This is a genomic window from Pedobacter sp. (assembly GCF_037719805.1).
Taxonomy (GTDB): Bacteria; Bacteroidota; Bacteroidia; order Sphingobacteriales; family Sphingobacteriaceae; genus Pedobacter.
In genome coordinates this window covers 1,003,613-1,016,107 of sequence record NZ_JBBJLZ010000001.1, presented here as the reverse complement: position 1 = coordinate 1,016,107, position 12,495 = coordinate 1,003,613, and the positions used below count along the sequence as shown (strand labels likewise).

Below are 12,495 nucleotides of genomic sequence, written 5' to 3'. Positions count from 1 at the left end.
TTGTTTTGTTTATATTTTGTTAATGTCTTATTCTGTATATCAGCGTATTGTTTTAATCTACTATTGCAATAGCTGCGTTTTATAATCTTCTACTATCTCTTTGAATTCAGCAACAGTTGCAGTCAGGTCCTTACTTGACACACCTCCAGCTGCATTTCTATGTCCGCCACCATCAAAGTACTTTTTACAGATCTCATTGGCTGGAAAATCTCCGGTGGAGCGCAAAGATAATTTAACTTTATCAGTTCTTTCAATAATAAATGCAGCGAGTTTAATGCCGTTTATAGACAGCGCATAGTTCACAATACCCTCAGTATCACCTGTTACTATTTTATACTCGTTCAATTCCTGTTTAGTAACTGAGATGATCGCCGTATTGTATTCCCTCAGGATTTCTAATTTATTGCTGATGCAATGACCAAGGAACCTTAACCGGTTTTCAGTGGCATTATCGTATACAAGTTGATGTATTCTCCAGTGTTCCGCTCCTGCATCAATTAAATCTGCAGCAATTCTGTAGACCGATGAGGTTGCTGACTCAAATCTGAAAGATCCAGAATCGGTCATTATTCCTGTATACAAGCAAGTTGCGATGTCCTTGTTCATCATCTCACCATCGTTCAACTCATATACAATAAATTCGTAAACAAGCTGAGCAGCAGCGCAGGCGTTAATGCTCCAATGGCGGTAATCGTCAAAGTCTTCAGGCTCTAGATGATGATCGATCATTAGTTTGTAAGCATCAGAAGCACGAACAAGCTCACCTAGCTCATTAATTCTGCTTAACGTATTGAAATCCAAGCAGAATATAAGAGCCGCTTCTTCGACCAATTTGGCCGCTTTTTCAGTTTCATCTGTATAAATAATAACCTCGGAATTGTTTGGCAACCAATGTAAGAAACCCGGATAATCAGTAGGGGTGATCACGTCCACATGATGACCTAACTGAATCAGATAAGCATAAAGCCCTAAAGAGGAGCCCATAGCGTCACCATCTGGTTTATGATGGGTAGTGATAACAATTTTTTGCGGCGTAGCCAGCAACTCTTTTATTTCGGTAATAGACAACATATTTTCGGGGGCAAAGCTAATGATTTAATGATAATTTGAAGCCTAATAAAATTGAAGCTTAAATATTAACACTAGAAAATGTAATTTTGTGAAAATTTGATATAAAATGACTACGAACAAAACATTTACAATGATTAAGCCAGATGCTGTAGCTAATGGACACATCGGTGCAATTATTAACGACATTACTACCGCTGGATTTAAAATCATCGCGTTAAAATACACTCATCTTACTGCAGAGACTGCTGGTAAATTTTATGAGGTTCATAAAGAGCGCCCGTTCTATAAGGACTTAGTTGGATTTATGTCTTCAGGTCCTATCGTTGCTGCAATTCTGGAAAAGGAAAATGCAATCGAAGATTTTAGAAAATTGATTGGCGCTACTAATCCTGCTGATGCTGCTGAAGGAACGATACGTCAGAAATATGCAAATTCTATTGAAGCAAATGCAGTTCATGGTTCGGATTCTGATGAAAATGCAGCTATTGAAGGAGACTTCTTCTTCACCGCTGATGAGCGCTTTTAATATGAAAAAAACACTTTTTACGCTACTGATTGCTGCGATCTCCTTGTCGGGATTTGCTCAAACTGCTAAGAAAGCCACACCTGCTAAAAAGACAACAGCAGGAAGAACGGTTGTTAAAACCGCTGTAGCGCCGTTAGCAATTAGAAACACAATGGACTCTGCTAGCTATGCGTTTGGTTTAGGTACGGCCAGCAACATGAAGCAAGGTGGAATTACTTCACTAAATTATGAGCTGTTATTAAAAGGCTTTAAAGATGCTTTTGCCGGGAAAACGCCATTAATAGAAAAAGATAAGGCAGAAAAAGCAATCAATAACCTGATCAGTAGTCTTACCAAATCAAAATACGCTGTTCAGATAAATGAAGGCAAAACCTTTCTTGAAAATAATAAAAAGCAACCAGGAATTCAGGTGACAGCAAGCGGTTTGCAATACCAGGTGTTGACTAAAGGTACAGGTGTAAGTCCGAAGATTACCGATACTGTATCCGTACACTACAAGGGATCTCTATTAAGCGGTAAAGAATTTGATAGTTCTTATAAAAGAAATGAACCTATTTCCTTCCCATTAAATGGAGTGATCCCGGGATGGACAGAGGGTGTACAACTTATGCAGCCTGGTGCCAAGTATAAGTTTTTTATTCCTTATCAATTGGCATACGGTGAACAAGGAGCTGGCGGTGATATCCCACCTTTTAGCACCTTAGTGTTTGAAGTAGAGCTCTTGAAAGTTATGGCAAGCAAATAATAAAACCATTATTATAATTTATTGTTAGTTACTACAAAACAAAAATTATGATGAATAAAAGATATTTTCCTCTAGCACTGATCGCATTACTTACCACGACTCTTGCAAGCTGTGAAGCGATTGAAGGGATATTCAAAGCCGGAGTAATAACAGGCGTAATCGTAGTTGTACTTGTGATTGCACTGATTATCTGGCTTGTTAGTAAAGTATTTTAATAGCAGGCAATATAGTCTATAAAAAGACTATATCTGTAATGACTTCAGTACCGGCTCGTTCATTAATCTTTTGAATGATGCCGGTTCTGACCATTAAAAGCTCATTCTTTATCACAGATGATTCCAGTCTGATGAATAATTTTTTCTGTGCAATGTAAATTTGAGTCGTTCTATTTGCTACTGCCCTTCCCATCAGTTCAGGCCAAAAAGCAACTACAGATGTTTCATCAAACCTCCCCTTAAGTTTATACACATTAAGCAACTTCCCAATTCCTTCTTTTAAAGTGATATCGTTTGGTTTACGCATGATTTAAGGTGCCTTTATTAACTTCAAAAATGGTTAATGGAGTAGCTATTTTTTCAAAGATACTGAACACCCTTTCCTTTCCCGTGTCTGTGATAAAAATCTGACCGAAATCATGGTGAGATACCATCTCCATTAATTTACTTACCCGGTTGTCATCGAGTTTATCGAAGATGTCATCGAGCAGCAACAATGGCTTGAACCCTTTATGCTTTTGTAGATAAGCATACTGCGCAAGTTTTAGTGCAATCACAAACGACTTCTGCTGTCCCTGAGAGCCAAACTTTTTAAGAGGCATATCAGAGATTGTAAATATCAGTTCATCTTTATGAATCCCGGTGGTAGTTCTCTCCAGCACTTTATCCTTCTCTAGTGATTGAAGCAGCAATTGTTGAAACCCAGTATCTGTCAACTGACTCTGGTATTGGAAGCCAACTTCTTCGTTGCCTTCGGTCAGGAATGTGTAGTACCTATTGAAAAGGGGAATGAAGTGCACCATAAACTCTTGTCTCTTCACAAAAATCTTTAATCCCGAAGCAACAAGTTGGTCATTATAAATCTCTAGTAATGACGGATCGTAGCTTTTGGTGACAGCAATCTGTTTCAGCAAAGCATTTCTATTAAGCAAATGCTTATTATATAGTATCAATTCATCCAGATAGTAAGAGTCTGTTTGCGAGATAACGTTATCCATAAATCTTCTGCGCTCCTCACTTCCTTCCATAATGATATTTGTATCATATGGAGAAATCATAACCAGAGGAAACAAGCCAATATGGCTAGCCAGCTTATCATATTCTTTCTTATTTCTCTTGAACTGCTTCTTCTGATTCCGTTTGACCCCGCAAGTGATCTTTTCATTCTTTTCCAATCTTTCAAAGTCACCCTGGATCATAAACAAATCCTCATTAGTTTTGATCTGTTGGGTATCAATGGGATTAAAATATCCTTTACATAGACATAAATAATGTATCGCATCCAGAAGGTTGGTTTTCCCGGCTCCATTATCACCTACAAAGGCGTTTACAGTTTTAGAGAAACTGACATTTGCATCAGAATAGTTTTTAAAATTTAGAAGTGTAATGTTTTTTAACCACATATAATCTATTTCAAAGTTACCGTTTAGCATTGTCAATTAAGATGGCTGGTAATATGTTTTATTAATTACTTAAAAAAGAGATTGATACTTTGATGTAAAAACGTATTTTTGCAATCCTTAATTTTTTTAAAACAAAATGTTAACAACAGAAAAAGAAACTACCCAGCCGGTTAGAAAGGGCTCATTTTTACAAGAAAACACCAAAAGCCTTTTATTTATTGCAGGTGCGATTGTGCTGCTTATCGCTATATATATTTGGTATCAGAATTTTTACCTAAAAGGTAGAGCAGAAGAAGCATCAGCTAAAATGTATAAAGCAGAACGATTTATCGGAGTAGATTCTTTAGCTAACAAAGCGCTGATCGGCGAAGGTGGCTATCCTGGATTAGAGAAAATTGCTGATGAGTATGCTAATACTAAATCTGCCAACCTTGCTAATCTTTATTTGGGTGGAATTTATCTACGCAAAGGAGAATACAAAGAAGCAGTTGAGTCCTTAGGGAAATATTCTGAAACAGGAAGTACAGTTATCGATCCTCTTGCACTCGGTCTTTTAGGTGATGCTTATAGCGAGCTGAAAGATTATAAACAAGCTGCAACTTACTATAAAAAAGCTGCTGATAAAGCCAGCAACAAGTTCACTTCACCAATGTTCCTTAAGAAATTAGGACTTGTTAAAGAAACTTTGAAAGACTTCAAAGGCGCTCAGGATGCTTACACGAAAATTAAGACACAATACCCTGAAAGTCAGGAAGCTGTTTTGATTGATGAGTATATCGGTCGCTCAGAAGCTCAGGTTAAGTAATACCTACTATCTGGTTGTCATAACCAGTAGATAGTGCCTTGTTAGATTAAGTTCTAACAAGGCATTATTATTTTGAAGCATAATTTACCTACATTAGCAGTCGGCTTCCATTTCAGCATGGATGAGACTGAGGGATCCACAAAAACGGCCCGTCAGGCCCTGGCAAACTGAAGAGATAAGTCATAGGTGACATAGGTGAAGTCTACAGAGCAACGACTTTGGGACGACTTGTTAACGACTCTGAACGACTCTAATTGACCAGACTCATTCCAGACTCACTTAAACCCCTTTATACGCATTGTCCAATCATTTCTCTGTTATCTCCCCGGATTGCACTTTTATGCTATCTTCTGAATATGTGACAATCATTAAATATATTTTTTCTCTAGATTTGGGGTATGGCAACACAACTTAAAAACTTATCTGACTTTTCCCATACCACAATCCCGAACGGAGCGAACTATAAGATCGCTATTGCTGTAGCTGAATGGAATGCTGAGATTACTGGCGCATTGTACAAAGGCGCATTCGATACGCTTTTGAAGCATGGAGTACTGGAAACTAACATCACGTCAGTTGCAGTGCCCGGCAGTTTTGAGCTGACAAGTGTTGCGGATATCCTTTTAAGTAAATACAAGGACCTTGATGCTGTCATTTGCCTGGGTTGTGTGATACAAGGCGACACTAAACATTTCGACTTTATTTGTGACGCCGTAGCCAACGGAATTACTAAGGTAAGTGTAAAATATAGTAAACCGGTAATCTTTGGCGTGCTGACCACCAACGACCAACAGCAGGCTATTGACCGCGCTGGAGGGAAACTAGGCAACAAAGGAGACGAAGCAGCAATCACTGCTATAAAAATGGCAGATTTATCGGCGAACCTGTAAATGCTTTGAATACTTATTCAAATTGGTTAGCTTAGTACAAGAATCTACATTTAATAATAAACTGATGAAAAAAGTTGCGGTATTACTGATTGGCGTATTTTTTGCAATCACTGTTTTGGAAGCATGCTCCAGCCGTCTTTGCCCTGCGTATAGCTCGTATCCGGAAGGCAAGAGAAGAAGAGGATAGTTAAATAACGAAAGACTTACAGATGCAGTGGAAATACATAACTGATTCGGATCAGATCAATGACATTAAAAACCAACCAGGCTATAGCTTGATTTTCAAACATAGTACGCGCTGCTCAGTCAGCATGATGGCGAAACGCCGCTTTGAAATGGATTGGGAAGCTATTCCAGAAGGCACTACCTTATACTTTTTAGATTTAATAAGCTACAGGCCAATTTCTGCTCAAATAGCTGAGACATTCCAAGTGCAACATGAATCTCCTCAAATCTTATTGATCAAAGATGGTGAATGTGTGCTTGATTCCTCGCACAGCGATATTTCAGCAGAGGAAGTTGCTGAAGTGATTGGCCAAGAAAAAAGCGTTTAATAATCAAAAGACACTGTTTTCTTGATATCAGGATGTAGACTATAAGCCACAGGACAGGTAAGCGCTGATCTTTCGATGATTGCTTTTACTTTGTCACTGTATCCATTCTGAGGAAATTGAAACTCAACAATTATTTCTGATACCCTTCTAGGCTGCTCTGCCATGATCTTTGTGATCTCGCAAGTACTTCCATCAATATTAAAACCATGCTCATGTGCGGCTATACCAATAATCGTAAGCATGCAGTTCCCAAGAGAAGTAGCAAGTAAATCCGTTGGGGAAAATGCTTCGCCTTTGCCTTTATTATCAACAGGAGCATCGGTAATAATTTCATTTTGAGAACGTTCATGAATTGAAGTAGTTCTCAAACCTCCGTTGTAGGTTATTTTAGATGTGGCCATAGTTACTATTTTGGTGCAAGATTAGAATAAATTGTATAAAATACAAGGGAGAGCCAATCCTGACCCTCCCTGTACATTCAAACCAGCTATAGTTATACTTTTATTTTACAAATATTACATCATCGAAATAGAATGCTTCGTCTTGGGCGTCCGGACCTTTGATAAAGAAACCAACCTGTTTAAATGGCCCCCCTTTTTTCCACAGCTGTATGGTTTCCATAGGTATTTTGAAGTAAGTCCACACATTAGCCGGGATTTGGAGCGGTACACTCGTATCAGAGTTTCCATACCCGCCTTCACGTTGATCACCTGTAAGATACAAAGTGTAAGCAGCAGAAGCTCCTTTTACCCAGAACGACATGAACTTGTAGTCAGGCATCACCGCAATGCCATTCCAGTTTGCAAAACCATCAGCACTCCAGTTGCCTTTATTATATCCCGCTTTGAACGATGTGGTTCCTGTCTTAGCAAATTCAGTCGAAACAGAAGCAGGACCCCAGGATGCATTTTCAAATCCATTATCATAACCTTCAGTGAAGATCTTATACGCTTTATCCAAATTAACGAATACCTGGCCGGTAACGATTGGACCTGTACTATTTGTAATGGTCAGTGTAGCGCTATTCACATCCGTTGCGGGCATTTTTATAACTAAGCTTCTCTTAGCTTTAGAAACAATAGTAGCTGTCGCAGCTGTACCGGTAACTCCAACTGAAACAACGTCATTTAAATTATTTCCTGTAATTGTTATTTCGGTGTTGGCTACGAAATTATAGTTCGAAACTGCTGTAACCGTTGGAAGCGCAATTACGGTATAGGGTATTGTTATTTGTTTGTTCAAGGAATTGGTTAACACGATGTTCTGGCTGCCGCCTGAGGCATCATCAGGAACCCTAAATACGACAGCGCTGTTATTGTTGAATACCGGGTTAAAAGGCGCATATACACTGTCCTTCTCAAACATAATAGATTTCATTCCTCCCAGATCGCTTCCTGTTATAGAAACTACTGTTCCAGCAGCGCCTTCAGATACTTCTAATGCATTTGCCTTAGGACTATCTTTTGCTTCCGGTTTTTCTACTTCCTTGGTACAGGAAGCAATGATTAATGCGACGCCAACTAACAGTGGCTTTATAATGAACCTTTTCATAGTGATTCTTTTTAATTGTAGTAAGGGATTGCCGGCTTAGCAAGCTCCGGGTTGGTTAATATTTCAGTAGTTGGAATTGGGATAAACAAATTTTCCGCAGAGCGAAGGGTAGCTTTGATGCTTTGAATGACATGTTTACCTTCGAAACCGTAGGTTCCACGTTCCTGATTATCGATGATTTGCTTAGCCTTTGTGAAACCTTGTCTCTGAATATCAAACCAGTAGTCACCTTCGAATGCAAACTCAACACGACGTTCATGTAATATAAGATCGGCTGTTAAAGAGGTTTTATCAGCAGATACACCAAAGCCTGCTCTATGTCTCACATCGTTAAATGCTTTTAGTGCTGCAGCATCCGAAGTTGAACCGGCGGTTCCCAACGTTGCTTCTGCATAGATCAACAGAATATCCGCATATCTTAAAATGTAAGTATTGATATCCGTTGATGAGCTATTAACATTTACGCCATTCCCACCCGGGCCAACTACATACTTTAAAGCGTTAGATCTTGTACCTGTCTTAATCTTCGTTTTCTCATCAGAGGAGGTTACATATGTGGTATCATAAGTGAAGCCATTTGGGAAGTTTACGTTTTTCCAGTCCGGTTTTGAGAACCCTTGCTCCATCACCGACCAACCTCTCCTTTTGTCGTCAAACTCATAACTATTTAACAAATCAATAGAAGGAATAATTGCAGAATAACCCGCTCCGGTCGTTGGCAACAGCAAAGTAGAGGGACCTACATAAGCCTGGATTGGATTCCCTATGGAATAACCGCCTGCAGCAAGCCATTGAAAAGCAAATAACACCTCCTGGTTATTGTTCGCAGAGGGATCAGTAAACATTTTTTTGTAGTCAGGGTAAAGAGAATATTTACCAGAAGAGATCACCTCGCCAGCTTTTAGCTTTGCATTGTCGTAATCTTTCAGGTAAAGATAAATTTTAGCCATCATTCCTTTTGCTGAATTCTGAGTCACCCTTCCTGGTTCGTCAGTAGCTTGCAAATTCTGTTCTGCAAATTTCAAATCCTCAATCGCGAATTTCAACACATCTGACTGGATGTAACGCGGCACATTGAAATTTCCTGTTTCCGCCAATTTAACTGGGTCGGTGATGATTGGAACCGCACCAAATACTCTCGCGAGGTAAAAGTAAGCTACTCCACGCATAAATCTGGCTTCTGCGATCCCTTGATTAAGAAATGAAGCGTCTGAAACGAGTGACTTCTTTTGCTCGAAGGTGTTGATCAGTACAGTAGCGTTACCGGCTTCTTTATAGAACGCATACCATGATCTTGTGACCTGCTCATCAGTACCAGAAATGGAGAAGTTCATAAATGTGTTGTATTTTGGATCACCAGTATACATGTTCCCACTAAGCACCTCTCCAATCGCGTGGAATGCTTTATCCTGATATTCGTACCAAATACTATTGTATAACAATCCGGTTGCACCCCTTACCTGGGCAGCATTGTCATAATAGGTTTCGAGGGTTGGCTCATTCTTAGACGGCTTCTCCAAAAAGTCCTTTTTACAGGATAAATTTATGGTCACAATCGCCACGGCGACTGCAGTATATATATGTTGTATTTTCAGTTTCATAATCGTAGCTCTTAGAAAGTGATGTTTGCACCAAAAGTGAATGTGCGTGGATTTGGATAATTGCCATTATCTATGTTAAAGAACGTAGCGCCCCCATTAAATGCACCAAGTTCAGGGTCATATCCAGTATATTTTGTGAAGGTGTAGAGATTTTGTCCTGAAACGAATAACCGTGCGTTAGCCATTTTTACCTTTTTAATAATATTTAATGGAAGGTTGTACCCCAACGTAACATTCTGAATCCTGAGATAAGTCCCGTCTTCCACATAACGATCGGAAACTCGGATGTTGTTGTTATGCCATTGGTTGTACCTCGGTAAATTACCATCTGTATTGGTAGCAGAGTAACGGTCCTGAACAGTCTCTAGTTGGTTACTATATACGTTGTTCAACGCCTCGGTGGTTCTTTTTGTATAATTTAGCACGTCATTACCATATGAACCTTGCAGAAACACCGAAAGGTCGAGTGTCTTATACCTAAATGTATTGGTTATCCCATAAGTAAAAGATGGATTTGGATCTCCAATGAAGGTTAAATCACTCTGGTCAATCTTTCCGTCACCATTTAAATCTTTGTAACGTATGTCTCCCAACCAAGTTCCTTTAGGACTAATACCTAAACCTTGGTCCGGCCCATTGTTTAACTCTTCCATAGTCCTATAAAGCCCGTCAGTCACAAAGCCATAGAATCCTCCTACTGACCTCCCAGGAATTGTTCTAGTTAAAAGTACCGCATTACCATATTCAACATACCGGGATATGTCTGCACTCTCACTATTCAATGAATTAAGTATATTCTTATACTTAGAGAATATGACGTTAGTCCTCCATTCAAAGTTTGCACGGCTCATATTCGTAGAAGAGACCGAAATATCAATACCCTTATTTACCATATTTCCGGCATTAACTATTGGAGCCTGAATGTCATTATATTGCGTTCCAATCCCTGTGAATACAGGCAATGAACTGCTTAAGATCATTTCTGATGTCTCTTTTTTGTATAAGTCAACGGTTACCTCCAATTTTCTATCGAAGAATCCCATATCAACCCCTCCATTGTAGGTAATTACCGACTCCCACTGAAGGTTCGGATTACCAACGTTCTGAGGAATTCCACCCTGACCAAAAGGTGCGGTAGAAACTAATCTAACCCTCGTTACATAAGCATTGGCTGTTGGGGAGTTTTGATTACCTACCGCCCCTGCACCAGCTCTTATTTTAAGGTAATTCAAACCATTTAGATTTTTTGCAAACTCTTCGTTTGTTACTGTCCACCCAATGGACGCAGCAGGGAAATAACCTATTCGGTTGTCTGGTCCAAATGCCGACGAACCATCGCGTCTTAAGGAAACATTCAAAGCATATCTACCATCATATATGTATCCAGCTCTACTGATGAACGATTCCATTGCAAAATCACCCATATAAGAGCCTAAGGATTGTCCGGCTTCACCACCAGCACCAATGGCTGGAATATTTTGCGTTAAATTATTTCTGGATGCTTCCAACTGATCATACATCCCTTCTTGGATTTCATGCCCCAATAGTGCGGTTACATTATGCTTTCCAAAAGTTTGATTGTAATTTAAAAAGTTTCTTAAACCGTAGTAGACATTAGAACTCCTCTGCTCAACTAATCTACTTGGGGTTAATATGTTGTCAATATAGGGCTGAAATGCACTATTGTCACCTGTAGTATAGTCAAAATTGGCCTCAGACCTAAACGAGAAGTTCGGTGTGAAAGAAATCTCTCCATATAAGTTGCCGTAGCCTTTTGTCTGAATATTCCTTACTTCACGAGCCAACGCCAGGGCAATTGGGTTTCTAACATTTCCAAAGTTATAACCACCCACCGCTACAGTAGTGGCATAGCCGCCAGCTTCATTATATACGGGAGCAGCAGGGCTATTAGCTGTGGCAATCGAAACAATCGCGTCCGAACCGTTAGTTAGAGAAACTCTCTGGTTGCTTCGCGTGGCGTTTGTACTTAAACCAACCTTAAACCAGCTCTTCACCTGCTGATCGATATTAAATCTTAGTGATAAACGGTTGAAGTCGGAACCTACAATTGTTCCTTCTTGACTGAAGTAGTTCAATGACGTGTAGTAATTAGTTTTATCATGACCGCCAGAAAAACTTAGCTGATGGTTCTGCATTACCCCTCTTCTAAAGACCTCATCCTGCCAATCGGTTCCTTTTCCCAATATAGACGGATTCTGAAACTCTCCTACAGTGGAAAAATTAGGGTTACCGTCTACCGCAGCAATTTCACCCAGCACTTCATTATTATATTGAGCAAATTGGCTAAGGTCCATGATCTTCAATTTCTTCTGCACTTCTTGCAAGCCATAATAACCTTCGTAAGTAATTTTTCCTTCTCCGGCTTTACCTCTTTTAGTTGTTACAAGTACAACTCCGTTCGCACCTTGCGAGCCATAAATGGCCTGTGCTGATGCATCTTTAAGAATGTCTACACTTAAAATGTCTGATGGATTAAGGGATGCTAGAGGACTTTGGCTGGTTTGACCACCCATACCTCCCAATTGATCCTGAGAGATACTACTTCGGCTCGTTTGCAACGGGACCCCATCTATAACATACAAAGGCTCATTTCCGTTCACCGAAGTTACACCTCTCACACGAACGGAAACACCGCCACCTGGCTGTCCGCCATTCGTGGTCACACTTACACCGGCAACTTTCCCTTGCAAGACCTGATCAACACCTGAAACTGGTAGGTCTCTAATGTCTTTTTCGCTGATCGATGAGATTGCAGAGGTTACATTGGCACGTTTAGCAGTACCGTAACCGATGACGACTACATCTGATAAGGTCGATACTGATGATTGCAGGGTAACGTTTATTAGTACTTTCGTACCAACAGTTACTTCTGAAGCTGTCATCCCCACGTAGGAGAAAACAAGGACACTGGCATCTGAAGGAACAGCAATTGAATATCTGCCATCTACAGATGTAGAAGCCGAAGTCTTTGTACCTTTAACCAGCACCGCAGCTCCTGGCAATGTTGTTCCCTGTTCATCAGTAACAACTCCGGTAACGATTTTAGTAGTGGTTTGGGCGTAGATGGAATTAGAAATTCCGGTTAGCATCATAATTATGGATAGACAATAAAT

General features: G+C 39.8%; 13 protein-coding genes. 6 read left to right on the top strand and 7 right to left on the bottom strand.

What is annotated here, in order from left to right; translation table 11 throughout:
* Positions 1-60: 60 nt before the first annotated feature.
* Entirely contained in the window at positions 61-1,071 is a 1,011-nt protein-coding gene (locus WKF66_RS04520) for a DHH family phosphoesterase (RefSeq protein ID WP_489673214.1), read from the bottom strand.
* A 106-nt stretch (positions 1,072-1,177) separates the two neighbouring features.
* Here WKF66_RS04520 and WKF66_RS04515 point away from each other — a divergent pair, with 106 nt between their 5' ends.
* The 3 genes from WKF66_RS04515 to WKF66_RS04505 are packed head-to-tail and all read left to right on the top strand — an operon-like array spanning position 1,178 to position 2,557.
* Entirely contained in the window at positions 1,178-1,597 is a 420-nt protein-coding gene (locus WKF66_RS04515; RefSeq protein WP_489673213.1) for a nucleoside-diphosphate kinase, read from the top strand.
* A 1-nt stretch (position 1,598) separates the two neighbouring features.
* Positions 1,599-2,342 carry a BamJ family beta-barrel-assembly machinery protein gene (gene bamJ, locus WKF66_RS04510; RefSeq protein WP_489673212.1) on the top strand — a complete coding sequence of 248 codons (744 nt, stop codon included), beginning with the start codon at positions 1,599-1,601 and terminating at the stop codon, positions 2,340-2,342.
* 47 nt (positions 2,343-2,389) lie between these two features.
* Positions 2,390-2,557, top strand: coding sequence for a hypothetical protein (locus WKF66_RS04505; protein WP_489673211.1), 168 nt, complete (start codon positions 2,390-2,392; stop codon positions 2,555-2,557).
* A gap of 16 nt (positions 2,558-2,573) precedes the next feature.
* Here the strand turns inward: WKF66_RS04505 and WKF66_RS04500 are convergent, their stop codons facing one another.
* Positions 2,574-2,864, bottom strand: a complete 291-nt coding sequence (locus tag WKF66_RS04500; protein ID WP_489673210.1) for a DciA family protein — start codon at positions 2,862-2,864, stop codon at positions 2,574-2,576.
* Positions 2,857-3,960 carry a DNA replication/repair protein RecF gene (recF, locus tag WKF66_RS04495; protein ID WP_489673338.1) on the bottom strand — a complete coding sequence of 368 codons (1,104 nt, stop codon included), beginning with the start codon at positions 3,958-3,960 and terminating at the stop codon, positions 2,857-2,859. Before recF ends, WKF66_RS04500 begins: the two co-directional genes overlap by 8 nt.
* Positions 3,961-4,096: 136 nt before the next feature.
* Between recF and WKF66_RS04490 the strand changes: the two genes are divergently transcribed.
* The 3 genes from WKF66_RS04490 to ytxJ all read left to right on the top strand — a co-directional run bounded on the left by WKF66_RS04490 (position 4,097) and on the right by ytxJ (position 6,209).
* Complete coding sequence (locus tag WKF66_RS04490) at positions 4,097-4,765, top strand: tetratricopeptide repeat protein (protein WP_489673209.1); 669 nt, start codon at positions 4,097-4,099, stop codon at positions 4,763-4,765.
* Between the two features lie 398 nt (positions 4,766-5,163).
* Positions 5,164-5,655 (top strand): 6,7-dimethyl-8-ribityllumazine synthase, encoded by a 492-nt coding sequence (ribH, locus tag WKF66_RS04485; protein WP_489673208.1) that lies wholly within the window; start codon positions 5,164-5,166, stop codon positions 5,653-5,655.
* A gap of 209 nt (positions 5,656-5,864) precedes the next feature.
* Complete coding sequence (gene ytxJ / locus WKF66_RS04480) at positions 5,865-6,209, top strand: bacillithiol system redox-active protein YtxJ (protein ID WP_489673207.1); 345 nt, start codon at positions 5,865-5,867, stop codon at positions 6,207-6,209.
* On the opposite strand, the gene WKF66_RS04475 is transcribed toward ytxJ, so the two are convergent.
* The 4 genes from WKF66_RS04475 to WKF66_RS04460 form a co-directional block, all read right to left on the bottom strand.
* A complete protein-coding gene (locus WKF66_RS04475; RefSeq protein WP_489673206.1) occupies positions 6,206-6,610 on the bottom strand; it encodes an OsmC family protein in 405 nt (134 codons plus the stop codon). The genes ytxJ and WKF66_RS04475 overlap by 4 nt on opposite strands.
* Positions 6,611-6,710: 100 nt before the next feature.
* On the bottom strand, positions 6,711-7,760 hold the full coding sequence (locus tag WKF66_RS04470) for an IPT/TIG domain-containing protein (protein WP_489673205.1): 1,050 nt from the start codon (positions 7,758-7,760) through the stop codon (positions 6,711-6,713).
* 11 nt (positions 7,761-7,771) lie between these two features.
* A complete protein-coding gene (locus WKF66_RS04465) occupies positions 7,772-9,361 on the bottom strand; it encodes a RagB/SusD family nutrient uptake outer membrane protein (protein ID WP_489673204.1) in 1,590 nt (529 codons plus the stop codon).
* A gap of 11 nt (positions 9,362-9,372) precedes the next feature.
* Entirely contained in the window at positions 9,373-12,474 is a 3,102-nt protein-coding gene (locus WKF66_RS04460; RefSeq protein WP_489673203.1) for a SusC/RagA family TonB-linked outer membrane protein, read from the bottom strand.
* Positions 12,475-12,495 lie beyond the last annotated feature (21 nt).